Here is a 22,715-nt window from a genome sequence, read left to right as displayed (position 1 = left end):
CCGGTGTCAGCCGTGCTGAGTGCTGCCCTGCTGTTTGTCGTTGCCGGGGTCGTGGCCTGGTGGGTGCGGCCGGGTAACCGGACCGGGCCGCTGCTCGTCGCGGCCGGTCTGCTGTGGATGGTTTCCCGGTCGCCGGTGCCGGTCGGTGGATGGTGGGCGGCAGTGCTCGCCCACCTCGTCCTGGCGTTCCCGTCCGGACGGCTGATCGGGGCCGGTCCCCGGGCCGCCGCCGTGCTGGCCTATCTGAGCGCGGCTGTTTACGCGCTGGTCCAAGCGGTGGCATCGCAGAACCCGGCACCGCAGAACGTGGCGCCGGATGTCGCGGCCGGCGCGGGTGTGGTCGGCGCGGTGCTCACCGGGGTCGCGGTAGCTGTCGTGCAGGTGGGCCGGTGGCGGCGCGGCACCGTTGCTCAGCGGCGGTTGCTCGCGCCGGTCACGGTTGCCGGGCTGTTCGCGACCACCCTGTTCGTGGCCGGCAAACCCGCGTTGATCGCGGGGGCGCCGGTGCCGTACCTGACTGATCTGATGCCGCTCGCGTTCGCGACGATCCCGGTCGCGGTGCTGGCCGGCATGCTCCGCGACCGGTTCGACAGGGCCGGCGTGGCAAACCTGGTGGTCCAGCTCAACACCCCCGCCGGAGCGGGCGGGATACAGCGGGCGCTGGCCGGGACGTTGCATGATCCGGGGCTGCGGGTTGCCTATCGGGTGCCCGGCACCGACCGTTACGTCGGGGCCGACGGCGAGGATGCCGGCTGGGACACCGAGGACGTCGCGGTGACGCGCATCGACCGCGGTGACGAGAACCTTGCCGTCCTGATTCATGACCGGGCTCTGCTGGAGAATCCCGCGCTCATCGACGCTGCCTGTGCGGCCGCTGCGCTCGCTCTCGACAACGAGCGGCTCACCGCTGACCTGCGGGCCCGGCTGCGCGACCTGGCCGCTTCCCGGGCCCGGATCCTGCGGTCCGCCGAGGACGAGCGCCGGCGGCTGGAACGGGACCTGCATGACGGGGTGCAGCAGCGGTTGCTGTCCATTCCGCTCACCCTGGCCCTTGCCGAGTCGGTGCTCGCGGACCGCCCCGACGAAGCCCGGCCGCTGCTCGCTGACGCCCGCCGTACCGCCCTCGCCGTGCTCGACGAACTGCGCGCCATCGGCCAGGGGATCCACCCGCCGATCCTCACCGAACGCGGCCTGGAAGCGGCCGTCCGCGAACTCGCGGCTCTCGCGCCGCTGCCGGTGACGATCCACGCCGCGATCACCGAGCCACCGCCGGAACCGGTGGAGACCACCGCCTACTTCGTCATCGCCGAGGCCCTCGCCAACATGACCAAGCACGCCCGCGCCCGGCACGGCGAGATCCGCATCCGGACCGAGGCCGGCACGCTGCGGGTCGAGGTGAGCGACGACGGCCGCGGCGGCGCGGGCCTGCTGTCCGGGATCACCGATCGGGTACGCAACAACGGCGGCACCGTCACGATCGCCAGCCCGGTCGGTGGCGGCACCCGCGTGCAGGCGGTGCTGCCGTGCGCGTAGTGATCGCCGAGGACAACACGCTGCTCCGGGAAGGCATCGCCCGGCTGCTTGGCGAGGCCGGGTTCACCGTGGTCGCGGCCGTCGCCGACGCGGAAACACTGCTGGCCGGCGTCGCCCGGCACCACCCCGACGTCGCGCTCGTCGACATCCGGCTCCCGCCCACCCGCACAGACGAAGGCCTGCGCGCGGCCCGGGAGATTCGCCGCCGGTACCCGGAGACCGGTGTTCTGGTGCTCTCCCAGTACGTCCGGGTCACCTACACCGTCGAACTGCTCGACGGCGGAGCGGGCGGGGTCGGTTACCTGCTCAAGGACCGGGTCTCCGACCTGGCGGAGTTCGCCGCCGCGGTCCGGCAGGTCGGGGCCGGCGGGTCCGCGTTCGACCCGATCGTCATCGACCAGCTCGTCGGCCGGCACAGCGACCCCGGCGATCCGCTGCGCGCGCTGACCGGCCGGGAACGGACCGTGCTCGCTCTGATGGCCGAAGGCCGTGCCAACCAGGCCATCGCGCAGCGGCTCGGCATCGCCGAACGTACCGTGGAGAAGCACTGCACCGGCATCTTCGCGAAGCTGGGCCTGCAGGCCCACCCGGACGACCACCGCCGGGTTCTCGCCGTGCTGCGATACCTGAACGCCTGAACACCTGACCGGCGGGAGGTGCGGCTACCCGCACCCTCACCGCGTGCCAGCCGGGTTCTGCGGACCGGCCCGGCATCCCAGGATCGGGGCATGAGGATTCCCAAGGTCCGCGCCTGGGTGACATTTCCGGCGGCGCTGCTCGTCCTGATCGTCCTCGCGGTCGCCGGGTTCGTGCTGTTCCGCGACCCGCCCGTGGAGCCGTTCGAGCCGGTTGCGTGGGACCCGCCGGCGGCGCTCACCGCACCTGCCGTGATCGCCGCCGGCGACATCGTGCCGCTTACCGGCACCGAGGTCGACGGTCCGGAAGACCTCGCCGTCGACGAGGGCGGCCTGGTCTACACCGGCGACCGGCAGGGCCGCATCCTGCGCGTCGACCCGGCCACCGGACGCGCCGAGGTCTTCGCCCAGGTCGGCGGCCGGCCACTCGGCCTGGTCTTCGCCACCGACGGCGGCCTCATCGTCGCCAACCACGGCGTCGGCCTGCAGTCGGTCACGCCCGACGGTCGTGTCCGTCTGCTCACCGCCGCAGCCGGCGGCTCACCGATCCGATTCGCCAACGACGTGACCCTCGCCCCGGACGGGACGATCTACTTCTCCGACGCCAGTTCACAACACCACGTGGGTACGCTCGGAGCGGTACCGTCCTATTCGCTGTACGACCTGATCGAGGGCCGCCCGCACGGCCGCCTGCTGCGATTCGACCCGTCGACCGGGCGTACCACCGAGCTGCTGACCGGGCTGTACTTCCCGAACGGCGTGGTGGCGACCGCCGACGGCAGCGCGGTCCTGGTCGCCGAGTCCACCCGGTACCGGATCACCCGTTATCAGCTCGCCACCGGCAACGCCGACGTGCTTGTCGACGGGCTGCCCGGGCTGGCCGACGGGTTCACCAGGGCCGCCGACGGCACGCTCCTGCTGGCCCTCTACGACCGGGTCACGGCCCTGGACCGTTACGTTCTCCCGTACCGGTGGGCTCGCGGTCTGCTGGTCCGGCTGCCGCAGTCGATGCTTCTCGACGAGGACCGGCCGCAGGCGGGCTCGATCCTGGTGCTCACCGACTCCGGCGACGTGGTGCGGCACCTCGTCGGCGCCGCACCCGCCGCAGCGAACGTCGTCCCCTATCGGGACCGCTGGCTGATCGGCTCGCTGACCGGCGACCGCATCCGCGTCATGTCGCCGCCGGCCTGAGAATTCAGTGCACCAGGGTGACCCGGCCGGTTTCCAGGTCGTACCGGGCGCCGATCACCGCGGTGTGGCCGCCCTCGACGCTTTCGCGGACGATGTCGCTGGTCCCCAGCAGGGCTTCGGCCTGGGCGCGGACGTTGGCGCGGACCGCGTTCTCCACGCCGTCCGGGTCGTTCACGTACGGGGTGACGATCGGGGTCAGCGCCGCCACGATCGCCGCGATGTGGCCGGGGGCGGTACCGCCGGTGCGGACCGCGTTCAGGGTGGCCGACACGGCGCCGCAGCGTTCGTGGCCGAGGACCACGATCAGCGGCGGGGCGAACTCCTCGACGGCGTACTCGATGCTGCCGAGCAGCAGCTCGTCGACAATGTTGCCGGCCACCCGGTTGTCGAAGACGTCGCCGACGCCCTGGTCGAACAGCACCTCGGGGGAGACCCGGGAGTCCGCGCAGCCGAGGACGATCACGAACGGGTCCTGGCCGGCGGCGGTTTCGCGTACCCTCGCCAGGCTCTGATGGGGGTGGCGCGGGTGACCGGCGGCAAAGCGCCGGTTGCCCGCCAAGATCGCCTCCAGGGCCTCGCGGGGGGTTTCCGGAGCCTTGGCGGTGGTGGCCGCGGCGGCGCCGGGCAGGGTGAGCGACCCGGCGAGAGCTCCACCTGCGGCGAGCAGCGCGCGGCGGCGGAGCGAGGTGTGCAGCATGACATCTCCAACCATCGAAGGGTGACGACACATCCTGCACCCGGGCATCGACGGATCACAGTGAACTATCGCTTGCGCGACAACGGCTAGATCATTTCGCGGGAGCAAAGGGCGGCCATCACCAGCGAGACCGCCATGTGGTTTGCGTCGGCGTGGTGGGTGTCGCAGGATTCCGGGCATGGAACCGCCCGAGATGATCAATGCCGGCCAGCTTGTTCTGAAGCGCTGGGAGCCCGGCTGGGCCGGTGAGGCGACCGCCGCGATTCACGATTCGCTTCCCGAGCTGAAGCCGTGGCTGCCGTGGGCGACGGACGCCTACGACCTCGCCGAGTCGCAGTCCTACATCGAGCGGTCGGTGGACAGCTGGGCGAAGGGCGAGGAGTTCAATTACGCGATCTTCACGACCATCGGTGAGTTGATCGGCTCGATCGGCCTGATGACGCGGCCTGGACCAGGTGTTCTGGAGATCGGGTACTGGCTGCGGACCCCGTGGGCCGGGCGTGGGCACATGACCGCGGCGGTGCGCGTCCTCGCGCGCGTGGCGCTCACGCTGCCCGGCATCGAGCGGGTGATCATCCGTTACGACGCCGAGAACCTCGCGTCCGGCAAGGTCGCGGAGAAGGCCGGCTTCACCGAATCGGAGCGGGTCGCCTGCGACCCGACAACCCCCGCCGGGTCCGGCACGGAGATCATCCGCGAGCTTCGTTCCTGACGTCCTGGGTACGCGTGAAGGCCCGGCCGCTTCCGGCCGGGCCTGTGCCAGGTTGTCAGCCGACGTGGAGCAGGCGGTTCCGGGAGCCACCGGTGCTTTCTTCCTGGGGTTGTTGCCTTGTGTCCCCTAGCGAAACACTGTTTCCTGTGGGTAGGGTGCCGGGATGGCGATCACCGAGGAGTCCGAGCAGATCAAGCAGGTGACGGCCTATCCGGGGCGTCCCCCGATCGCTGTTCGTCGTGGCGCGGCCGCACCGTTCGGTTGGTGGCCGGCGATCTGCGTGGCGCTGGTCGCCGCTATCGACCGCGTGGAGTACAACCTGCTGGCCGGGGCGCTGCCGACGATCCAGGAGGAGTTCGGGTTCAGCGACAGCCAGGGCGGGGCGATCGCCACGGCGGGCGCGCTTGCCGCGATCGTGCTGCTGCTGCCGGCCGGGAAGCTGGCCGACACCGGCAAACGGACCTGGACCATCTCGGCGGTTGTTGCCGTCTGGGCGTTGCTGACGGTGGGGACCGGGCTGGCCGGGAGCTACGCGACGCTCTTCGCCGTCCGGGTTCTGCTGGGGGCGGCCGGCCAGTTGTACAACCCGCCGTCGTCGAGTCTGCTCGGGGATCTCTATCCGGGGCCCGGGCGGGCGCGGGCCTACGGGTATGAGCGGATGGCGTACTTTGCCGGGCTGCCTATCGGGGTCATCGCCGGTGGGGCGCTGGCGCAGACGGTCGGGTGGCGTACCGGGTTCTTCCTGGTGGCTGTTCCCGGGGTGGTCATCGCACTGCTGGTGCTGACGGTCCGGGAGCCGGTGCGCGGGGTCGGTGACGGGCTGTCGCGGTGGTACAGCGGGGGTTCGGCGTCCGCTCCGGCCCCCGTCGTTGAGCCGGCCGTTCCGATGCGGACGCAACTGGCGATTCTGCTGCGTATCCGGACCCTGCGGTCGGTCATCGTCGGGTTGAGCATTCTGTTCTTCGGCCTCGGTGGGCTGTTCTTCTGGATGCCGTCGTTCTACACACGCGAGTTCGGCCTCGCCGAGGCGTCGGCGGCCGCGGTCGGCGGCGGTGCGGGCCTTGTCGGCATCGTCGGTGGCATCCTCGCCGGTAGCTGGCTCGGCGACCGCCTGCATGAACGCCGGGTCGCGATCGGTGGCTGGGCGTTGCTGTTCGGCACGGTGTTCCTGGCGGGGGCGATCAGCGTGCCGGTGCTGGTGCCACAGGCGATCTGCTTCACGCTCGCGAACGTGGGGTTCGCGGCGGCCATCGCCAACCTGACCGCCGCGAATGCTGATGTGGTCGCGGCCCACCGGCGGGGTCTGGGCTTCGCGGTGCTTCAGTTGCTGGTGACGCTCGGTGGCGCTCTGGGGCCGTGGCTCATCGGGCTGGCGTCGGACGCCACGGGGTCGTTGAGGTGGGCTTACACGGTGGTGCTGCTTCCGCTGGTGATCGGCAGCCTTGTTGTTCTGGGTGGGCAGCGGACCTACAACGAGGATGCGGCCGCGGCGCTCGGCGGCGCCGGTGAGCCCGCCGGTGAGCCCTCCGGTGAGTGAGCGGGGAGAGACTGATGAACTTCGCTTTGATGGCTATCTGGTCGAGCTGAGATCAAGATACGTTCGCAGCATGGAACCTGCGGACGGAATCAGCGGCTTCACCTCCGAGCGGGCCCGTGAGCGTTTCGACGGGGCCTATCGCGAAGCGCTGGCCCGGCTCCTGCCCGGTGCTGACGCCCCGATCCCGGTGGAGACCGGTTACGGGCGGGCCGTCGCGTACCGCAGCGGCGCCAGCACCGGCACCCCGATCGTGCTGCTGCCGGGAGCCGGTGGGAACGCGCTCACCTGGTACCACTACGTGAAAAAGCTCGGCGCCACGAACCCCGTGATCGCGCTCGACCCGATCGGTGAGCCCGGCGCGGCCCGGCAGACCCGGAAGATCGCCGCTGAGCGTGACGTCGTCAGCTGTCTCGACGAGACCCTTGACGGGCTCGGGCTGGACGGCGCGCATCTCGTCGGGATGTCGTACGGAGGCTGGGCGGCGCTGCGGTACGAACTCGAATATCCCGGCCGGGCTGCCAGCCTCACGCTGCTCGACCCGGGTGGGTTCGGCGCGATCGGTGCGCGGTTCTGGATCTGGCTGATGGCCGGTGGGCTGGCCGGGATCAGTCCGCGGCCGGTGCGGCGGCGGCTCGCCACCACCGTTCGCAATGCCACGCTGCGTGACGACGAGCTGATGCCACTGTTTCCATTGACGATGAAATTCCGGCGCCGGTTACCCGTACCCACGCCGTTGCCGGACAACGATCTCCAGGCGGTGACCGTACCCTCGCTGGTTTTGCTTGGTGAAAAAAGTGCGCTTTATCCGGCGGGGGAAGTCGCGCAGCGACTGGCTCGGGTCATGCCGGCGGCGACGGTGGAGATCGTGCCGGGGGCGTCGCACGACCTGCCGGTGCATTCACCGGACCTGGTGGCCGACCGGATCAAGGCGTTCCTGGCCGGATGAGACACTCGTGGCATGGCGCAGGCGAGTAACCGTCATCTGGCAAATGAGCTCCTGGCGAGCGTGTCCGGGAAGCTGCCGGGCACTCCGGCGGTGATCGCCGCTGCGCATGCGCATGCGGTTCTGGCGCTCGCCGACGAGGTCGCCGCGCTGCGGCAGGCGCTGCAGAGCGAGGCGGAGCAGTCCCGGCCTGCGCAATAGGGTGTCCGGGTGTCGCGATTCGAGGAATTGTTCACCCAGCATGTGGCCACCGCTTTCGCCCGGCAGCTCGCCCTCGCCGACAGAATCGGGGAGCGTGACTGGCAGCTCGATCTGACCGAGGGCGTGGTCACGTTCGGCGAGGACCTGCGCTATCCGGTGCAGCTGCTCGGGACGGAGAGCGATGGTTCCGGGAGTCACGGCTCCTGGCTGTGGGCCTGGGCGAACACCGGCAGCAACCTGCCGGTGCATCTGCTCCACCTGAGTGAGTGGCTTCGAGGGTACGGCGAACAGGCCGGCGTGGCCGAGCTGACCGAAGCGTCGTTCCCCCTGGAGCGCGCGGACGGCGCCCGGCTGGCGTTGATCGCGTCCGGGTTGACGGGCCGGTGTTACTACCGGGGGCCGTATGACGGCGGGGCGGTCTTCTTCCACCTGGAGGGGTTGCCGGCCTCACTGATCGAGCCGGTGTCGCCCGAACGGGCGTTTCTGGTTCTCGGGCAGGTGATCCAGGCGTTCCCGGTTGATCACCGGGCGATGCTGCTGGCGTTCCTCGGGCAGCAGGGGTGGTCGATCGGTGAGGACGGCCCGGGTTTGGTGGTGGGTCATCACCCGGGCGGGAGTGAGATGCGGGTGGAGTTCGACGAGCAGGGGCGGATCGGCCGGGTTTCAGGGCAGGTTCAGCCGGGCTGAGCGGTGATCCGGCTAACATCGATGGTTATGCGTCCGCCAACTGCGCGTGATCAGGTCTACGAGTCGTTGCGTGAGTCGTTGCGGGTCGCGGGGCTTGGCCGCGGACCGTGGGAGGGCGATCCCGAAGGTCGCACCGTTGCTGCGATCGCCGATGCCGTGGAACACGATTTGTGCTCGCGGCTAGCCGCTCTGGACGTGGTCGAAACGCAACGATTCGCGGCTGGAGTGCTCGCTGCACATGCCGACGCGCAGTACCGCGCGCGAGTCGCGCGCTCTCCATCACCCGCACGGGCACAGTTTCATGCTGAGAGTTTCACGGCGTGGGGCGTGATTCTTGAGATCGCCGCGCGGAGATCGGTGGGCGTTCGTCGCCGACATGAGCCGAGCGCGCGCGATCTGGAAGCCTTGGGCCTGCTCGGAAGTCAGCTATGCCACTTACGTACGGTGGCGGACCGTGTCAGGTCGGGGCTGACGATCTTCGAGGGCGCACGGCTGACTCGCGACGGTCTCATCAGGTTCGATGTGTCGGACAGGCTCCCGTTCCGGATTTCCCGTTTCGAGAAGGCCTATTTTCACCGAATGGCCAATCGCGATCCGGCGCGAGGGTCCGTTGATGTGACGCTGGCGGCGGCCCTCGTGAACGTTTTGCGTGAGGGAGCCGACATTCCAGAAGAATTCGATGACATCGATGCCGCCATGCGGCGGGATCGCGGCCATGGGATCGTCGACCTTCTAGCTGCATTTCAGGTCATGATCCGGGTGAGCGAGTTCGGGGAGAAAGATACCGTCGGATACCGCTTCAAAGATGCTAGCGCTCTGGATCAAGCTGTCCGCGACAATGTACGCGCTCTGGTGCCACACGCCGACCCGGATTCAGCAGTTGCGGCAGGCCGAAAACTCGTTTGGAGCCAGGATCTTCTGCAACGGAACGATATCGACTTGTTTCAATATCGCAGCGCCGAAGCTCGGCTGTACAGCAGGCCGGTCCTTCAGTTCGCCGACGAAACTTTGATGGCACCGCGCGGTGCGCAGAGGATGGCGTTGCTGGTGTGGGTGAGCCGGCTCATCGAGGGAACGTGGCCGGAGCGGCTCCCGCCGGACGACGTGAACTTGAAGAGGTCTCTGGATGCGCGTCGGGAACGGATACGTCCTATCGTCGGATTCGAACGTGAACTCGCGGCCATCCTCGATGCCACCGGGTTGCCGTATGCGGTCAACATTGGAACAAGTCAACCTGATCGCCCGGCAGCGGCGATTGGGGTATCGGTCAGCACAGAGATAGACGCGATAGTTGTCGTGCCGCACACGCGAACCATCTGGGTGATCGAGGCCAAAGACTCCGCGGCACCATTCTCTGCTCGCCAGATCAGAGGCAATCTGCAGAAGTATTTCTGGGCCAAGAAGCCATATGTGCGGCAGCTTCAGCTGAAGGTCTTGGATGTTGCTGCAGATCCAGAAATCGTCGCTTCCCGCCTCGGCGTTGGGGAACATTCAGGGCCGTTTGCGGTTCGGGGAATGTTCGTGACGCGGGAACCGATTCCGGCGGCATTCCACGATGACCGCGTCCATGAGTTCGTGACTATCGATCGTTTGCCCGCGTGGCTCGCCAAAATCACCTGAGCCGCCAGAGTGGTCATCACAATCACACGGCGAAGACCACGGACGGGCTGGCGGCCGGGGCGTTAAAGAGGGCCAGGGCGGTGCCTTCCTCTTCCAGGGCGGCCTTCTCGGCGCTGGTCAGCGCCCGGAATGGGCGGATCGTCACCACGGCTTCCCGGCGGGTGATCGCTATCCGCCACGTTGCCGCTACGAAGCCGTCGAGCAGGATCGAGCGGGGCTGTTCCATGTTGGCGCCGCCCCAGCCCTGTGCCGTGTAGTCGGTGTCGCCGGTGATGCGGGTGCGGTCGGCGTGCGACAGCAGCAGGTTGTCGAAGTCGTAGAGGAAACGCGCCGGCGCCGGGGTGTCCGGGTCCGGCCGGGGCGCGTCCGGCAGGTCGAACAGCTCACGGCCATCGGCATCACGGAAGGTGATCAGTTTCGGTCGCAGGGTCTCCGCCGCTGACGCGAGGCGAGTGAGGCCGGACCACTGCTGGGCGTCGCGTACCGTCGCTGGGCCGAAGGCGGCGAGATAGCGCAGGAAGAGATCCTGTGCCGTTTCCCGCGACGGTGACAGAGCCAGTGGCGCATGCGCCGCTTTGCCACTGCGGCCCCACAGCCCTCGCGGCGGCACCTGCACCAGCGGCATCCACATCCGCGCGGCCTGAGCGAGCGCACCCGGATCACGGCCCGGGAACGACGGAGCCAGGGTCTTCCCCAGCTCGCTGAACGTCATCGGCCGCTCCGCCAGCGCCGCGGCGGCCGCGCCGACCAGCGCCGCCCGGTCCAGGTCACGGAGATGCCGGCCGAACGCGCCCATCGTGCTGCGGATGATCACCGGCTCGACCAGTGGGCGCAGCCACCGGCAGTCATCCACGGTGACCAGGTGGATCGTCGAGCGCATCAGCGCCATCCGGACGATCTCACCAGTCGACAGCAGCGCCGCCGTGTCCGCCGGAGAATAGTCGCGCAACCGGCTCCACAAACCTGCGTACCAGGTATGCGGGGTCTGTGCCTGGAGGCCGCCGAGCCGGGTGAGCGCCTCCGGGACGCTCAGATCGGCGCGTTCCAGCAGCAGCTGCCGGGCGAGGGTGGCACGGTTGAGTGCACGGCGATTCACACCCCGGACGCTATCCGCGATTGCGGTCAGGAATCGGCCGGAAGCACCGCGATCTCGCTGTAGAAGTGGCTGATCAAACGGACCGCCGCCTCGAACGAATCCAGATCCATCGGCTTGGAGACGTACGCGTTCGCGTGCGTCGCGTAACTCGCCGTGATGTCCGGCCCGGCCGTCGACGTGGTCAGCACGACGATCGGGATGCTCTTCAGGTCGTCGTCGTTCTTGATGTCCCGGAGCACCTCGTGGCCGCTCATCCGCGGCATGTTGAGGTCGAGCAGCACCAGATCCGGGCGCGGGACCTCGGTGTACCGGCCGCGCCGGCGCAGGAAGTCGAGGGCTTCGCGGCCGTCCTCGACGGAGTGCACAACCGGCGGAGTGTCCACGCCGAGCAGGGCTTCCTCGATCATCATGGTGTCCGCCGGGTCGTCGTCGACGACCAGGATGTGCTGCAACCTCGAGAGCCCGGACATAGCCGGAGACAATATCGCAGGGTGATCACCTAGGATTTGCCGCCATGGCGCCCGAAGTTCTGCCGATGCGGCCGATGACCGCCGGGGAACTCCTCGATGCCGGTGCCGCGCTGCTGCGCCAGCGGGCGTTCCCGCTCGTCGCCCTCGCCGCGCCGTTCGTCGCCGCCGAGCAGGTGATCCTCGGCCGGATGCGGGAAAACGCCGGGCTCGACGCACCCACGTTCATGCCGGATTTCGGGGATTTCGGCGGCTGGTGGCTGATCACGGCGGTCGGGTTCGGCATCGAGGCGGCGATCATCGCGTTGCTCGGCGCTTATGCGGGTGCCGCCGCCGGGCCCGCATTGCTGCGCCGGCCGGTGCGGCATCGGGACCTGTGGGCGCGTACCCGGCCGCTGCCGGTTCTGGTGGTCGCTGTCGTCGCCGGGTTGATCGCGGCGGCCGGCGCCTATGCCGGGTTCGTGCCGTGGCTGATCCTTTACGGACTTATCGGGATGGCGACGCCTGCTCTCACGCTCGACCGGGTGCCGGGGCCGCTGTCCGCTTTCGGCCGGTCGGCGCGGCTCGCTGTCCGGGACGGGGTGCGGCCGGCGCTGCTGCGGCTGCTCGGGTACTTCACCTGGTTCATGGTGCGGTTCGCGCTCGGGACGGCCTGGGTCACGGTCGCCTCGCAGGCCGGGTGGACGGTTGGTAATACCGTGCTCGCCTGGGTGGTCCCGCTCGCCTGGGGCCTGGCCAACACGGTCGCCTATCCGGCGCTCGCCTGCCTGGACGCGGTGCTGCTGGTGGAGGCGCGGATTCGGACCGAAGGGCTGGACATCGAGATCGCACGGGATCGGGCGCGCGGCGGCGACGGCTCGGCCGCGCTGGTGGACGCCGCATGAACCGCGGTTACGACGCGTGGATCGCCGACGTCCTCGACGTGATCCCGGGCCGGCTCCTGTTGCTCGGACTGTTTCTGATCACGCTGGCCGGATCCGTGCTCTGGTACTCGTTTCCGGCCTGGATACCCCGCCGCTGGCCGTCGTTCCACCTGCCTGCCCTGCCGCGGCTCGCACGCCGGCCGCGCCGCGGGGACAAGCCACAATCCGATCAAGAGCCTCCTTCGGTACGCGCAAAAGCGCCCAGTTTCCCGCCGGACGCCAACCTCCTCGCCGCCGAGGGGCGTTATGACGAAGCCATCCGTCAGCGGTTGCGGGACACCGTCATGGACCTGACCCGGGCCGGTGTCGTCTCCCCGGAGCCCGGGACCACGGTGGCCGAACTCGCCGACGTGACCGCGGTCAACCAGCCGGGGGCCGGGCCCGCCATGGACGCGGCAGCCGCGTTGTTCTCCGAGGTCTGGTACGGCCGGCGTGTGGCGGGACCGTCACACGACGAGCACATGCGGCGGCTCACCGACGAGGTCCGCGCGTCGCTGGGCTTTCGTTCGGGCGGTGCTCAGTGAATCTGTTGAACCCGCTCACCCATCGGCGGATGCGGGTGGTGCTGCCGTTCGCGCTGCTCAGCGTGCTGGTCTTCGGGACGCTGCTGGTGCACCGCCTGGAACAGGCGGATCCGGGCGATCCCGCGTACCTCAGCCCGAGCGCGAGCGAAGGCACCGGGAGTGACCGTCTCGCCGCCGCGCTCCGCGCGCGCGGCATCGCCGTGGACGAGGTGACGACGTCCGAGGACGCTCTCGACCTGGTACGCAAGAGCCCCGGCGCAACCCTGTTCGTGCCCGCGCCGTCGTTCGTCGACCTGCAGAATCTGATCGGCACGGTGAGCCTGCCGACCGGTACCCGGATCGTTGTGGCCGGCGCCGAGCTGCGTGATCTCGAACGGACAGGCTGGAACGTCAGCCACACCGGCACCCGCTGGGCGGCGAAAGCGGTCGGCGCCGATTGCACGATCCCGCTGCCCGGACCGGCCGCCGTGCTGCGCCACCGGTACAAGGCACCGGACGGGACCGTCTGCTTCGGCGGCGGGCTGGCCGCCTTCACCGACGGTCCGGTCACGGTGATCCTGGTCGGGGCGGCCGACCCGTTCCGCAACGACCGGATCGGCGAGCACGCCAACGAGGATTTCGCGACCACGGTCCTCGGCGGTGACCGCGTCGTCTGGCTGAGCATGCACCAGCGGGAGAACGCCGAACCGGAGCCGTCAGAATCGGTGTCCTCGGAGCCGTTCGAACCGTCGCCCGACAACAACGGCCAGCCCACCGGACCGGCACCGACCGGTACGCCCACCGATCCACCACCCGCCGCCGGTGGCGGGCAGCCGCCGAAACCGCCGCTGTCCGAGGCGTTCCCGCAGGCGTTCTGGGCAGCCCTCGTGCTCGTCGCGATCACCCTGCTGGCGTTCGCCGCGGCGGCCGCCCGGCGGCTCGGCACCCCGGTCGCCGAGCCGCTGCCGTCCCGGGTGCCCGCGCACGAGACGTTGTTCGGGCACGCCCGCCTCTACCAGCGGGCCCGCGCCCGCCGATCGACGCTGGACATCCTGCGGACCGCTGCCCGGCGCCGGCTCGCCGACCACCTCGGCCTGCCGCCCGGCGCGACAGGCGACGAGATCGCCGAACGGACCGGCCTCGAACCGGACCACGTCCGCGACGTGCTCGACGGACCCGCGCCGCAGACCGACGCGGCCCTGGTGACGGCCGCGCAGAACGTGGAGAAGCTGGTGCATGACGTCATGTACCGGCCCGGTGAACCCGGTGAACCCGGTGAACCCGGTGAACCCGATGAACTCGATGAACTCGTTGAAGGAGAACCGTCGTGACCGCCGAATCCGAACAGGCCCGCCTCGCGCTGAGCCGGCTGCGCGCCGAGGTCGGCAAGGCCGTCGTCGGACAGGACGCGGTCGTCGGCGGCGTCATGGTGGCGCTGCTCTGCGGTGGACACGTGCTGCTCGAAGGCGTACCCGGGGTGGCGAAGACGCTGCTCGTGCGGGCCGTCGCGGCGGCGCTCGCGCTGGACACCAAACGGGTCCAGTTCACCCCGGACCTGATGCCCGGCGACGTCACCGGCTCGCTCGTCTACGACGCCCGCAGTTCGGCGTTCAACTTCCGGCCCGGACCGGTCTTCACCAACCTGCTGCTCGCCGACGAGATCAACCGCACGCCGCCGAAAACCCAGGCCGCGCTCCTCGAAGCCATGGAGGAACGCCAGGTCAGCGTCGACGGAACCCCGCGGCCGCTTCCGCAGCCGTTCCTGGTCGCGGCCACCCAGAACCCCATTGAGTACGAGGGAACGTACCCGCTTCCCGAGGCTCAGCTGGATCGGTTCCTGCTGAAGCTGGCCGTGCCGCTGCCGGAGCGCGACGACGAACTGAATGTGCTCCGGGCGCACCACCACGGCTTCGATCCGCGTGATCTGAAGGCGGCCGGGATCACTCCGGTGGCCGGGCCGGCTGATCTCGCGGCGGGGCGGGCGGCCGTGCAGCGGGTGTCGGTGGCGGAGCCGGTTCTCGCGTACATCGTCGACCTCTGCCGGGCGACGCGGCAGACACCCGCGCTGGAGCTCGGCGCTTCACCCCGTGGTGCGACAGCTCTGCTCGGGATCGCCAAGGCGTACGCGTGGTTGTCCGGGCGGGACTACGTGGTGCCGGATGACGTGAAGGCGTACGCCATCGCCGCCCTGCGCCACCGGGTACGCCTGCGTGCCGACGCCGAACTCGACGGTGCGACCGTGCCGGCGGTGCTGGCCGGGGTGCTTGCCGCCGTGCCCGCGCCGCGCTGATGGTCACCCGCCGGTTCGCGCTGATCCTGATCGCCGGGTTGCCGTTGCCCGCGCTGCTGCCTGCCCCGTGGATCGGGTTGCTGATCGTGCTCGGGTTCGCCGTGTGTGTGGCCGTTCTCGACGTCGCCGTCGCCGGGCCGTTGAACGCGGTGCGGCTGTCCCGGTCGGGGGATCGGACGGTGTGGCTCGGCGGTACCGCGACCGTCACGCTCGCCGTTTCCAATGCCGGGCGGCGGCCGTTGCGGCTGCATCTGCGGGACAGCTGGGTGCCGTCGGCCGGGGCGTGGCCGTCGCGGCATGACGTGTTTCTGCCACGGGGCTCGCATCAGGACCTCGTCACCAAACTGAATCCGGTCCGGCACGGGGATCGGCCGGCTGTCCGGGTCACTGTGCGGTCTCTGGGGCCGTTCGGTGTCGCGTACCGTCAGAAGAGCCGCAAGTGGAACGCGGCGATCTCCCCGGCTTGGGTTCTGCGTGTTCTGCCGCATTTTCCGTCGCGCCGGATTCTGCCGGAGAAACTCGCCCGGATGCGGGTCGTCGAAGGGTCGGCGGTCACCCGTGGGCGCGGGCACGGCACCGAATTCGATGCTTTGCGGGAGTATGTGATCGGCGACGACGTGCGGTCGATCGACTGGCGGGCGAGCGCGCGGCACAACGACGTGATGGTGCGGACGTGGCGCCCGGAACGGGACCGCCGTGTCGTATGCGTGATCGATACCGGTCGGACGTCGGCTGCTCGGGTGGGGAACGCGCCACGTCTTGACGCATCCATCGACGCTGCTCTGCTGTTGTCGGTGCTCGGGGTTCGCGCTGGCGACCGGGTGAGTCTGTTCGCTCTGGACGCCGTGGTGCGCTCCTCGTTGTCGTCATCCTCGTCCTCGCCCTCGTCGTCGGCCTCGCTGAGCCGGTTGATCGACGCGATGGCGTCACTGGAGCCGGCGGCGGTGGAGACGGACTGGTCGGCGCTTGCCACAGCATTGCTTCGGCGTGATCAGAAGCGGTCGCTGGTGGTGATCTTCACGGCGCTGGAGCCGGCGCCGATCGTGGAGGGGCTGCTGCCGTTGCTGCCGCGGCTGACGGCCCGGCATCAGGTGGTGGTGGCGGGAGTGCGCGACCCGTCGGTGTCGCGGCTGGTGTCGTTGCCGGAGTCGCCGGGGGCGTTCGATGTGCACGCGGCCGCGGCGGCGCAGCGGGTTCTGAGCGAGCGGGAGCGGGTGCGCGAGGTGCTGGCACGCTTCGGCGCGATCGTGGTCGACGCCGACGCGGGCGAGTTCGCCGGAAAGGTAGCCGACGTGTATTTGCTGCTCAAGGCGACGGGCCGCCTTTAACGCATCGGGGGTTTAGCGGGCGGCCGATCTAATAGTCATGGAGTGCCGCGGGGGTTCGCCTTGAGCCGACTGCCGGTGGACCCCGCGGCCGGCTCGTCCTCGTGGTCGCGCTGGGTCTGGAAACGCGACCACGAGCGCGAGCCGGTTCCGCGCCGAGACAAGCCGGAGTCGGCTGTACGTAGCGGTCGCCATGCGTGACAGCTGGCAGCCGTGAGCGACAGCCGTCGGAGGCTGGCTGTCGCTGGCGGTCGCCACGCTGTACAGCTGGCAGCCCTCAGCGCCAGCCGGCAGGCTCAACGCCGGTTGTCGAGATCTTGGAGAGTTCCGCCGGTGTGGCGCGACCAGCGGCAGCCAAGATCGGGGGGCGGTGTCCTTTCCGCGATCTAGGCGGCTGGTGGTCGCTATGTGGGGCGGAACCCTCCTAGATCTCGAACAAGGGATCCACTAAATCGTGATTAATCAGGTCTGCTCCGGCCCCGGCCTATAGCTGACGCGCGGGACTTTCGGTCGCGGTTGATTGGCTTGAGCTGAGTGGCGTGGGACCGCGGGGCCGGCTTGTCCTTGTGGTCGCGCTGGGACGGGAAACGCGACAGCCGTGCGCGACAGCTGGCAGCTGTGGATGGCAGGTTGTTGGGATCTTGGCGGGTTTTGTCCGACTGGGGGCCACCGGTTGGCTGGGGCTGGGGCAGGGGCAGGGGCTGGGCTGGGGCTTGGTTATGGGAGGGGTTTGCGGAGGATGTAGTTGAGGCCGAATGTGGTTTCGCTCTTGCGGATGTCGGTGTAGCCGAGGCGCTGGTAGAAGCCGTGGCCGGTGATGCTGGCGCCGGTTTCCATGTGGTCGAAGCCTTCGGCGGCGGCCAAGGACTCGATGTGGTCCATGAGCTGGCGGCCTATGCCGGTGCCGATCAGGTCGGGGCGGACGAACATGGTGTAGACCTTGTTGCCGTCTCGGGAGACGGTGCCGAGGATCTGATCGGATTCGGCCACGAACATCTGACGCTGGTCGGCCAGCTCGATCATGCGCGCCGGGTCGAAGTGGGCGGACATCGTGTCGATGACGTCGGCGGGGTAGTCGCGGCTGTACACGTCGCGCAGGCAGGCTCGGATGATGGCGGACACGGCTGGAGCGTCCTCGGGCCGGAACAGCCGGATCTGCATGCGGCCAGCCTAAAGGACCGCCCCAGAGGACCGCCCCGAAGCGCCGCCCCAAAGCGCCGCCCAAAGGACCGCCTCAAAGGAACCCCGAAAAAACCCCGAAAAAGGACCGGTCACAGCGGACCCGGTGCCTAGCTCGGAGGGCCGGCGAGCATGCTCGCCTTCAGGAGGACGTTGCGGAGCGGCAGGGCGTGGCGCATCCGGGTCATCCGGGCAGCGATCGCTGCCACCCGGGACAGTCGCTGGGTTGCGGGGCGGCGGCTTCGATCGTACGAAAGGGGGCCTGGTTGTGAAGGTGTCGCCTGCCGCAGGCAGGCCGCGAGGGTGACCGCGTCGATGATCGCCTCGCAGGCGCCGCGGCCGAGGTCGGGGTTCATGGCGTGCGCGGCGTCGCCGATGAGGACGGCGTTGCCGTGCACGAACGACGGCAGCGGCGGTGTGACGTAGATGTCGTGGCGCAGGATGCGGGATTCCTCGATCGCGTCGAGCACTGGGCGGACCGGGGCTGCCCAGTCACCGAAGAGCCGGTGCAGTGCGGCGACCTCCTGGCCGGGGTCGAAGCGGCCTTCCGGTGCTGCGGCCGCCGCGAACCAGTTGGTCCGGCCGCCCTCGTGCGGTGTCACGCCGAATTTGGCGCCGCGTCCCCAGATCTCGGCGAACTCGCTGGTCGGCATGCCGTCGATGGTTCCGCGCCAGGCGGTGTTGCCGGAGTATCGCGCCCGGTAGGCCGGGCCTAGCAGGCGGTCGCGGGTGCGGCTGAACACGCCGTCGGCGACGACCAGGAGGTCGGCTGTGTCGTCCAGCGAGGAGACCGGCTCGCCGAACCGCAGATCCGCCCCCGCGTCGGCGGCGGCTCGGTGGAGGATCGCCAGCAGCGCCGGCCGGGAGATCAGGTGGACGTCGTCGCCGGTGCGTTTCCGCAGCCTGGCGACGTCGATCGTGGCGATCCGCGAGCCGTCCGGGCGCAGGACCGCACCGGCCTGCTGGCGGCTCCCGGTACGCCGGACCTGGTCACCGACTCCGATCTCGTCGAGTGCCCGCAGCGCGACCGGCCACATCCCGAGTGCGGTGCCGGTGCTGGGCAGCGCCGCATCCCGCTCGCGGAGCGTGACTTTGTGCCCGTCGCGGGCCAGTGCTATCGCGGCGCTGAGTCCGCCGATGCCGCCACCGATGATTTCCATGCTTCGGACGCTACAACACCTGTTGTTTTTCGACAACAGGTGTTGTGGACGGGTAGGGTGACGCGGTGCCATCCCGCCGCGAACAACTGCTCGACGCCGCGATCGGCGTCCTCGGCAACCAGGGGTCGCGAGCATTGACCCACCGCGCGGTCGATGCCGCGGCCTCGATGCCCTTCGGATCGACCGCGAATTACTACAAGAGCAGGGACGCGCTTATCAGCGCGGTGGTGGAACGCTTCGCGGAACGCGATCGCATCGGGTGGGAGACCATAACCACTTTCGTACGCCCAGCGAACGCGGCCGAGCTGGCAGCGGGGCTGATCGGGTACGTGCAGCGCGCCCTCGGTCCGGAACGTGCCGTCACGGTGGCCCGGTATGGGCTGTTCCTCGAGGCGACGCTGCGCCCGGAGTTACGGGACCCTCTCGCCGAGTCGGCACGGGAGCTGAGGAAATGGGCGGCGACGTGGTTGCGGCAGATCGGGTCGGCTGATCCGGACGGTGACTGCGCGGCCGTCTTCGACTATCTGGACGGCGTGATCCTGCACCAGCTCGCGTTCGACGGGCAGGTCGGCGGCGACTGGCAGGCGGCGGTCGAACGGGCGGTGCTGCGCCTCGTGGCGTGATGCCGCTCGCCGCCGGGCCCTCCACCGTGGCCGAGAAGGCGTTCCGTGCCACCTTGCTGGTCCTGGCCGTCCTGGCCGTCCTGGTGGTCCTGGCGGTCCTGGTAGTTCTCGTGCTCCTGCCGTGAGGGCGGGTCAGGGCGGGTCAGGGCGGGTCAGGGCGAGGCCCTGCCCGCGTCGTTCGGCCGGTGAACGCGCATCCAGCGCTCCACCTCGGCCAGGTCCCAGACCTTGCCCATCCGCAAGACCTGGTACGGCTCGGGGAAATCGTCCCGGCTGATCAGCTGGTATGCCCGCTGGCGGGACACTCGCAGCCAGGACCGGATCTCCGACGCACCCACAAGGACCACCTTGTTCATGCCTGACAAGGCTAGTCCCATACCAAGTAGTAGGCGACAACTAGTCATAGTCGTGGCACGTTTTCGGCTGTCGATTCCCCGCCAGGAGTGAACCGGATCGTCAGGGCTGTCCGGGATCGGTCGCTCCGGCTGTGCGGCGGGCCGAGGACACCGTGATGACGACCAGCACCACCAGCAGGCCGGCTATCACCGTGACCGGGACCGGGCCGAACGGGGCCAGCAGGACCAGGGCGGCCGTCACCGGGTACGCGGCCAGACCGGCGCCGGTCTGCACCGGTCGCACGTGCAGCAGCCAGATGGACACGAGCAGGACGGCGACCGGGATCGCGACGGCGTACCCGGCGACCGTGCCGGAGATCTCCGCGTGGTGCATGTCGTAGTCCACGACGACGCCGATGCCCGCGCCGATGGCGGCCGCCGCGGCGAAGATGAAGTAGTGGCCGTAACCCCACAGCAGTGAGGTGCGCAGCGTGGTGAGCAGCCGGTGTGCCGGGCGCTCGAAGTACAGCCACCAGAGCGCGAAGACGATGACCAGGCCGGAGACGGCCAGGGTGACCAGCTCGGCGAGGTGCTCGCCCTCGTCGACGCCGGTGCGCACCGCGATCGTGGCGGACGCGACGGCCTCGCCGAGCACGATGATGGTGAACAGGCCGTACCGCTCGGCGATGTGGCGCGGGTGGTACGTGGTCGGGCCGCCGTCGGCGCGTTCGGCCAGCGCGGGCACGAGCAGCTCGGCGACGACCAGCAGCACGAACAGCGGCACCGACCAGGAGTCGGGGAGTGCGAGCCGGATCAGCCAGAGCACCTGGACGACGGTGATGCCGGCGGCATAGCTCAGGGCCACGCGGCGGCGTTGCCGATCGGTGCGGGCGGCGCGCAGCCATTGGGTCACCAGGGCCAGCCGCATGATGACGTACCCAAGGGTGATGGTGGTGTAGTTGCCGGCCTCGAACGCGGACTCGACGCCGGCGGCCAGCACCAGCGCGCCGGCGATCTGCACCAGCGTGGTGATCCGGTAGACGTCGTCGTCGGTGTCGTAGGCCGAGGCGAACCAGGTGAAGTTCATCCACGCCCACCAGATCGCGAAGAACACCATCAGGTACGCGCCGATGCCGTGCGCCACGTGGTTCTCGGTGATCGCGTGGTGCAGCGGTAACGCGGCCTGCGCGACGGCGACCACGAAGCAGAGGTCGAAGAGCAGTTCCAGGGGAGTTGCCGCCCGGTGGCCCTCGTCCGCCGACCGGGCCCGCATCGGGGTGAGCCAGCCGCGCTGTACGTGGTTGGTCATCGTGTTTGCCGTTCCATGGGGAGACAGCATGCCCGATGACCATGGCCTGGGTGTTACCGCGGCACGGTCGTTGACGTCGTGGTGCTTGCAACCGTGCACCTCCGCCACTGCCTCCAGCGTCGGCGGACCGTGGAGCGGATGGACGAACACCGGCGACGGTACGACATTCCGCTCGCAGCCGACGTTCGTGCTCCAGGTCGGTGGCAGCTATCTCTACATGGGTGATCGCTGGGCCGGCGCTTGGGGCGGGCAGGTCAACGAATCGCAGTACGTGTGGTTGCCGATCAGCTTTCCGAGCGCGACAAGCATGAGTGTGAACTGGTATGGCGGCAATAATCAGCGCTGGGAGTTCCGGGATGCCGGCAGCGGTTATCTCAACATGGGTGAACCAGAACAGCGGGAAGTGCCTGGACGTGGTCGGTTCCGGGACCACGGACGGGACGGACATCCAGCAGTTCGCGTGCGGGAGCGGCGCAAATCAGCAGTGGTCCCGCGCGGCCGCCTGAAACCCGGCGGGCGACGACGCGCTATCGCGTGTCAGGCCACCGGTGGAGGAGCCTTGTGGCTGGACGGGAGAATCTCCCGTCCAGCCGGCGTCGGGTTTCAGGACTGGGAGATCGCCGTCCGGTGGCCGGCGGATTCCTCGACCGCGGCCTGGCTGTCGGTGGTGGTGATGGCGATGCGGCGGGGTTTCGCGGCCTCGGCGACCGGGATGGTCAGGGTCAGCACGCCGTCCTGCCAGGTGGCGGTGATCCGGTTGAGGTCGAGGCCGTCGGCGAGGGTGAGCCGGCGTTCGAAGGTGCCGGTCGGCCGTTCGCGGCGTACCCACTGCACGTCGTTGTCGGTGCGCGGGGAGCGCTCGGCGCGGATCGTGAGGACCCGGTTGTCGACGTCGATCGTTACGGAGCCGGGGTCGACACCGGCCAGGTCGCAGTGCAGCACGAAGTGATCGCCGGAGCGGTAGAGGTCCATCGGCATCGCCAGGGTGCGATCGCCGGGGATGGCGGTGCCGCTGCCGAGCATCTGGCCGGCCAGGCGGTCGAACTCACGGAAAGGATCGAAAGTCAGCACCACGGGAATCCACCTCCTCGGAGTGGTCCGCCGGGCTTTCCGGCGGACGCGTGGCGCTCGGCTGAAGACCAGTCTCGCCGAGGTCGCCGCGTGCTCCGTGGTGGTCCATCACCGCGTGGAGCAGCAGCGACACCACCTTTGTAGCAACTGATGCCCCTCGGCCGCAAGTAAATCTCCGGAACTCGCACATGTTTTTCTGTGAGATCCGGGCCACAAAATCTGAGCGGTCCAGGTTAGATATTGAGGCTTTAGACTCCGATCGTGATGGTGCGGATGGCCGATGTGACCGATGTGGCGGCTCTTGCCGAGCTGCGGGAGGTTGATTCTGCCCAACTCGCGGCGTTCGGTGAGTGGGTGGCGGCACACACTCGGACGCACCTGCCGTTCGTCGCCGAGGTCGATGGGCACGTGGTCGGCTGTGCCTGGTTGCTCGTCGCGGAGCGGGTCCCCGGCAACGGCGAGCTGGATCGGCGGTACGGCGACATCCAGTCGGTCATGGTCCACGAGGAGCACCGCGGACACGGCATCGGATCCGCCTTGATCGGGGCGATCCTCGTAGAAGCCCGGAGACTGGGGTTGTTGCACGTGACCGTCCACTCCGGCCGGCGGGCGGTCGACTTCTACCTGCGCAACGGCTTCAGCCACCACCGTCAGCTGCTGCTCTGGCCCTAGGCTGGG

At 69.3% G+C, this 22,715-nt stretch carries 26 protein-coding genes; 18 read left to right on the top strand and 8 right to left on the bottom strand.

Annotated elements, in window-relative coordinates; genetic code table 11:
- Positions 1 to 3: 3 nt before the first annotated feature.
- The 3 genes from ACQP2E_RS21180 (at position 4) to ACQP2E_RS21170 (ending at position 3,359) form a co-directional block, all read left to right on the top strand.
- Positions 4 to 1,533: a sensor histidine kinase gene (locus ACQP2E_RS21180; RefSeq protein WP_433824658.1), complete on the top strand. Its 1,530-nt coding sequence runs from the start codon at positions 4 to 6 to the stop codon at positions 1,531 to 1,533.
- Positions 1,524 to 2,171 (top strand): response regulator transcription factor, encoded by a 648-nt coding sequence (locus ACQP2E_RS21175; protein ID WP_433824657.1) that lies wholly within the window; start codon positions 1,524 to 1,526, stop codon positions 2,169 to 2,171. The genes ACQP2E_RS21180 and ACQP2E_RS21175 overlap by 10 nt, the downstream gene beginning before the upstream one ends.
- Before the next feature lie 90 nt (positions 2,172 to 2,261).
- The gene (locus tag ACQP2E_RS21170; protein ID WP_433824656.1) at positions 2,262 to 3,359 is read left to right on the top strand and encodes an SMP-30/gluconolactonase/LRE family protein; all 1,098 of its coding nucleotides are present in this window, start codon (positions 2,262 to 2,264) and stop codon (positions 3,357 to 3,359) included.
- Between the two features lie 4 nt (positions 3,360 to 3,363).
- Here the strand turns inward: ACQP2E_RS21170 and ACQP2E_RS21165 are convergent, their stop codons facing one another.
- Complete coding sequence (locus tag ACQP2E_RS21165) at positions 3,364 to 4,056, bottom strand: carbonic anhydrase (protein ID WP_433824655.1); 693 nt, start codon at positions 4,054 to 4,056, stop codon at positions 3,364 to 3,366.
- Positions 4,057 to 4,234: 178 nt separating this feature from the next.
- On the opposite strand from ACQP2E_RS21165, the gene ACQP2E_RS21160 reads away from it, so the two are divergent.
- The 6 genes from ACQP2E_RS21160 to ACQP2E_RS21135 all read left to right on the top strand — a co-directional run bounded on the left by ACQP2E_RS21160 (position 4,235) and on the right by ACQP2E_RS21135 (position 9,756).
- Complete coding sequence (locus ACQP2E_RS21160; RefSeq protein WP_433824654.1) at positions 4,235 to 4,768, top strand: GNAT family N-acetyltransferase; 534 nt, start codon at positions 4,235 to 4,237, stop codon at positions 4,766 to 4,768.
- A 163-nt stretch (positions 4,769 to 4,931) separates the two neighbouring features.
- Positions 4,932 to 6,305, top strand: coding sequence for an MFS transporter (locus tag ACQP2E_RS21155; RefSeq protein ID WP_433824653.1), 1,374 nt, complete (start codon positions 4,932 to 4,934; stop codon positions 6,303 to 6,305).
- A 70-nt stretch (positions 6,306 to 6,375) separates the two neighbouring features.
- Entirely contained in the window at positions 6,376 to 7,251 is an 876-nt protein-coding gene (locus tag ACQP2E_RS21150) for an alpha/beta fold hydrolase (RefSeq protein ID WP_433824652.1), read from the top strand.
- 12 nt (positions 7,252 to 7,263) lie between these two features.
- On the top strand, positions 7,264 to 7,449 hold the full coding sequence (locus ACQP2E_RS21145) for a hypothetical protein (RefSeq protein WP_433824651.1): 186 nt from the start codon (positions 7,264 to 7,266) through the stop codon (positions 7,447 to 7,449).
- 9 nt (positions 7,450 to 7,458) lie between these two features.
- Positions 7,459 to 8,136: a DUF6882 domain-containing protein gene (locus ACQP2E_RS21140; protein WP_433824650.1), complete on the top strand. Its 678-nt coding sequence runs from the start codon at positions 7,459 to 7,461 to the stop codon at positions 8,134 to 8,136.
- Positions 8,137 to 8,163: 27 nt separating this feature from the next.
- A complete protein-coding gene (locus ACQP2E_RS21135; RefSeq protein WP_433824649.1) occupies positions 8,164 to 9,756 on the top strand; it encodes a hypothetical protein in 1,593 nt (530 codons plus the stop codon).
- A 22-nt stretch (positions 9,757 to 9,778) separates the two neighbouring features.
- On the opposite strand, the gene ACQP2E_RS21130 is transcribed toward ACQP2E_RS21135, so the two are convergent.
- Together ACQP2E_RS21130 and ACQP2E_RS21125 are read right to left on the bottom strand one after the other, a co-directional pair.
- Positions 9,779 to 10,852: a winged helix DNA-binding domain-containing protein gene (locus ACQP2E_RS21130; RefSeq protein ID WP_433824648.1), complete on the bottom strand. Its 1,074-nt coding sequence runs from the start codon at positions 10,850 to 10,852 to the stop codon at positions 9,779 to 9,781.
- 26 nt (positions 10,853 to 10,878) lie between these two features.
- Positions 10,879 to 11,322 (bottom strand): response regulator, encoded by a 444-nt coding sequence (locus ACQP2E_RS21125; protein ID WP_433824647.1) that lies wholly within the window; start codon positions 11,320 to 11,322, stop codon positions 10,879 to 10,881.
- A gap of 44 nt (positions 11,323 to 11,366) precedes the next feature.
- Here ACQP2E_RS21125 and ACQP2E_RS21120 point away from each other — a divergent pair, with 44 nt between their 5' ends.
- The 5 genes from ACQP2E_RS21120 to ACQP2E_RS21100 are packed head-to-tail and all read left to right on the top strand — an operon-like array spanning position 11,367 to position 16,363.
- Positions 11,367 to 12,203 (top strand): hypothetical protein, encoded by an 837-nt coding sequence (locus ACQP2E_RS21120; protein WP_433824646.1) that lies wholly within the window; start codon positions 11,367 to 11,369, stop codon positions 12,201 to 12,203.
- Complete coding sequence (locus ACQP2E_RS21115) at positions 12,200 to 12,766, top strand: DUF4129 domain-containing protein (RefSeq protein WP_433824645.1); 567 nt, start codon at positions 12,200 to 12,202, stop codon at positions 12,764 to 12,766. The genes ACQP2E_RS21120 and ACQP2E_RS21115 overlap by 4 nt, the downstream gene beginning before the upstream one ends.
- On the top strand, positions 12,763 to 14,076 hold the full coding sequence (locus tag ACQP2E_RS21110; protein WP_433824644.1) for a DUF4350 domain-containing protein: 1,314 nt from the start codon (positions 12,763 to 12,765) through the stop codon (positions 14,074 to 14,076). The genes ACQP2E_RS21115 and ACQP2E_RS21110 overlap by 4 nt, the downstream gene beginning before the upstream one ends.
- Positions 14,073 to 15,035, top strand: coding sequence for an AAA family ATPase (locus tag ACQP2E_RS21105; protein ID WP_111650497.1), 963 nt, complete (start codon positions 14,073 to 14,075; stop codon positions 15,033 to 15,035). Before ACQP2E_RS21110 ends, ACQP2E_RS21105 begins: the two co-directional genes overlap by 4 nt.
- Positions 15,035 to 16,363: a DUF58 domain-containing protein gene (locus tag ACQP2E_RS21100; RefSeq protein WP_433824643.1), complete on the top strand. Its 1,329-nt coding sequence runs from the start codon at positions 15,035 to 15,037 to the stop codon at positions 16,361 to 16,363. Before ACQP2E_RS21105 ends, ACQP2E_RS21100 begins: the two co-directional genes overlap by 1 nt.
- A gap of 714 nt (positions 16,364 to 17,077) precedes the next feature.
- Here ACQP2E_RS21100 and ACQP2E_RS21095 read toward each other — a convergent pair.
- Together ACQP2E_RS21095 and ACQP2E_RS21090 are read right to left on the bottom strand one after the other, a co-directional pair.
- The gene (locus tag ACQP2E_RS21095) at positions 17,078 to 17,521 is read right to left on the bottom strand and encodes an N-acetyltransferase family protein (RefSeq protein WP_433824642.1); all 444 of its coding nucleotides are present in this window, start codon (positions 17,519 to 17,521) and stop codon (positions 17,078 to 17,080) included.
- A gap of 128 nt (positions 17,522 to 17,649) precedes the next feature.
- Entirely contained in the window at positions 17,650 to 18,699 is a 1,050-nt protein-coding gene (locus ACQP2E_RS21090; RefSeq protein ID WP_433824641.1) for an FAD-dependent oxidoreductase, read from the bottom strand.
- 65 nt (positions 18,700 to 18,764) lie between these two features.
- Between ACQP2E_RS21090 and ACQP2E_RS21085 the strand changes: the two genes are divergently transcribed.
- A complete protein-coding gene (locus ACQP2E_RS21085; RefSeq protein ID WP_433824640.1) occupies positions 18,765 to 19,322 on the top strand; it encodes a TetR/AcrR family transcriptional regulator in 558 nt (185 codons plus the stop codon).
- A complete protein-coding gene (locus tag ACQP2E_RS21080; RefSeq protein ID WP_433824639.1) occupies positions 19,322 to 19,447 on the top strand; it encodes a hypothetical protein in 126 nt (41 codons plus the stop codon). The genes ACQP2E_RS21085 and ACQP2E_RS21080 overlap by 1 nt, the downstream gene beginning before the upstream one ends.
- A 27-nt stretch (positions 19,448 to 19,474) precedes the next feature.
- Here the strand turns inward: ACQP2E_RS21080 and ACQP2E_RS21075 are convergent, their stop codons facing one another.
- Together ACQP2E_RS21075 and ACQP2E_RS21070 are read right to left on the bottom strand one after the other, a co-directional pair.
- The gene (locus ACQP2E_RS21075) at positions 19,475 to 19,678 is read right to left on the bottom strand and encodes a helix-turn-helix transcriptional regulator (RefSeq protein ID WP_433824638.1); all 204 of its coding nucleotides are present in this window, start codon (positions 19,676 to 19,678) and stop codon (positions 19,475 to 19,477) included.
- A gap of 100 nt (positions 19,679 to 19,778) precedes the next feature.
- A complete protein-coding gene (locus tag ACQP2E_RS21070; protein ID WP_433824637.1) occupies positions 19,779 to 20,966 on the bottom strand; it encodes a low temperature requirement protein A in 1,188 nt (395 codons plus the stop codon).
- A gap of 323 nt (positions 20,967 to 21,289) precedes the next feature.
- Between ACQP2E_RS21070 and ACQP2E_RS21065 the strand changes: the two genes are divergently transcribed.
- A complete protein-coding gene (locus tag ACQP2E_RS21065) occupies positions 21,290 to 21,472 on the top strand; it encodes an RICIN domain-containing protein (protein WP_433824636.1) in 183 nt (60 codons plus the stop codon).
- A 97-nt stretch (positions 21,473 to 21,569) separates the two neighbouring features.
- Here the strand turns inward: ACQP2E_RS21065 and ACQP2E_RS21060 are convergent, their stop codons facing one another.
- Entirely contained in the window at positions 21,570 to 22,040 is a 471-nt protein-coding gene (locus ACQP2E_RS21060; protein ID WP_433824635.1) for an Hsp20/alpha crystallin family protein, read from the bottom strand.
- 261 nt (positions 22,041 to 22,301) lie between these two features.
- Here ACQP2E_RS21060 and ACQP2E_RS21055 point away from each other — a divergent pair, with 261 nt between their 5' ends.
- Complete coding sequence (locus tag ACQP2E_RS21055) at positions 22,302 to 22,709, top strand: GNAT family N-acetyltransferase (protein ID WP_433833991.1); 408 nt, start codon at positions 22,302 to 22,304, stop codon at positions 22,707 to 22,709.
- The last annotated feature ends 6 nt before the right edge of the window (positions 22,710 to 22,715 follow it).

The organism is Actinoplanes sp. CA-015351 (assembly GCF_050955685.1).
In the GTDB taxonomy this organism is placed as follows: Bacteria; Actinomycetota; Actinomycetes; order Mycobacteriales; family Micromonosporaceae; genus Actinoplanes.
This window is presented reverse-complemented; position numbering and strand designations above follow the sequence as displayed.

Excerpts from the sequence above, each read along its gene's own strand:
- ACQP2E_RS21155 (WP_433824653.1), top strand. The coding sequence starts at position 4,932 with ATGGCGATCACCGAGGAGTCCGAGCAGATCAAGCAGGTGACGGCCTAT.
- ACQP2E_RS21135 (WP_433824649.1), top strand. The coding sequence starts at position 8,164 with ATGCGTCCGCCAACTGCGCGTGATCAGGTCTACGAGTCGTTGCGTGAG.
- ACQP2E_RS21090 (WP_433824641.1), bottom strand. The coding sequence starts at position 18,699 with ATGGAAATCATCGGTGGCGGCATCGGCGGACTCAGCGCCGCGATAGCA.
- ACQP2E_RS21080 (WP_433824639.1), top strand. The coding sequence starts at position 19,322 with ATGCCGCTCGCCGCCGGGCCCTCCACCGTGGCCGAGAAGGCGTTCCGT.
- ACQP2E_RS21125 (WP_433824647.1), bottom strand. The coding sequence starts at position 11,322 with ATGTCCGGGCTCTCGAGGTTGCAGCACATCCTGGTCGTCGACGACGAC.
- ACQP2E_RS21055 (WP_433833991.1), top strand. The coding sequence starts at position 22,302 with ATGGTGCGGATGGCCGATGTGACCGATGTGGCGGCTCTTGCCGAGCTG.
- ACQP2E_RS21120 (WP_433824646.1), top strand. The coding sequence starts at position 11,367 with ATGGCGCCCGAAGTTCTGCCGATGCGGCCGATGACCGCCGGGGAACTC.
- ACQP2E_RS21095 (WP_433824642.1), bottom strand. The coding sequence starts at position 17,521 with ATGCAGATCCGGCTGTTCCGGCCCGAGGACGCTCCAGCCGTGTCCGCC.
- ACQP2E_RS21165 (WP_433824655.1), bottom strand. The coding sequence starts at position 4,056 with ATGCTGCACACCTCGCTCCGCCGCCGCGCGCTGCTCGCCGCAGGTGGA.
- ACQP2E_RS21100 (WP_433824643.1), top strand. The coding sequence starts at position 15,035 with ATGGTCACCCGCCGGTTCGCGCTGATCCTGATCGCCGGGTTGCCGTTG.
- ACQP2E_RS21070 (WP_433824637.1), bottom strand. The coding sequence starts at position 20,966 with ATGACCAACCACGTACAGCGCGGCTGGCTCACCCCGATGCGGGCCCGG.
- ACQP2E_RS21150 (WP_433824652.1), top strand. The coding sequence starts at position 6,376 with ATGGAACCTGCGGACGGAATCAGCGGCTTCACCTCCGAGCGGGCCCGT.
- ACQP2E_RS21145 (WP_433824651.1), top strand. The coding sequence starts at position 7,264 with ATGGCGCAGGCGAGTAACCGTCATCTGGCAAATGAGCTCCTGGCGAGC.
- ACQP2E_RS21075 (WP_433824638.1), bottom strand. The coding sequence starts at position 19,678 with ATGAACAAGGTGGTCCTTGTGGGTGCGTCGGAGATCCGGTCCTGGCTG.
- ACQP2E_RS21160 (WP_433824654.1), top strand. The coding sequence starts at position 4,235 with ATGGAACCGCCCGAGATGATCAATGCCGGCCAGCTTGTTCTGAAGCGC.
- ACQP2E_RS21170 (WP_433824656.1), top strand. The coding sequence starts at position 2,262 with ATGAGGATTCCCAAGGTCCGCGCCTGGGTGACATTTCCGGCGGCGCTG.
- ACQP2E_RS21115 (WP_433824645.1), top strand. The coding sequence starts at position 12,200 with ATGAACCGCGGTTACGACGCGTGGATCGCCGACGTCCTCGACGTGATC.
- ACQP2E_RS21065 (WP_433824636.1), top strand. The coding sequence starts at position 21,290 with ATGGCGGCAATAATCAGCGCTGGGAGTTCCGGGATGCCGGCAGCGGTT.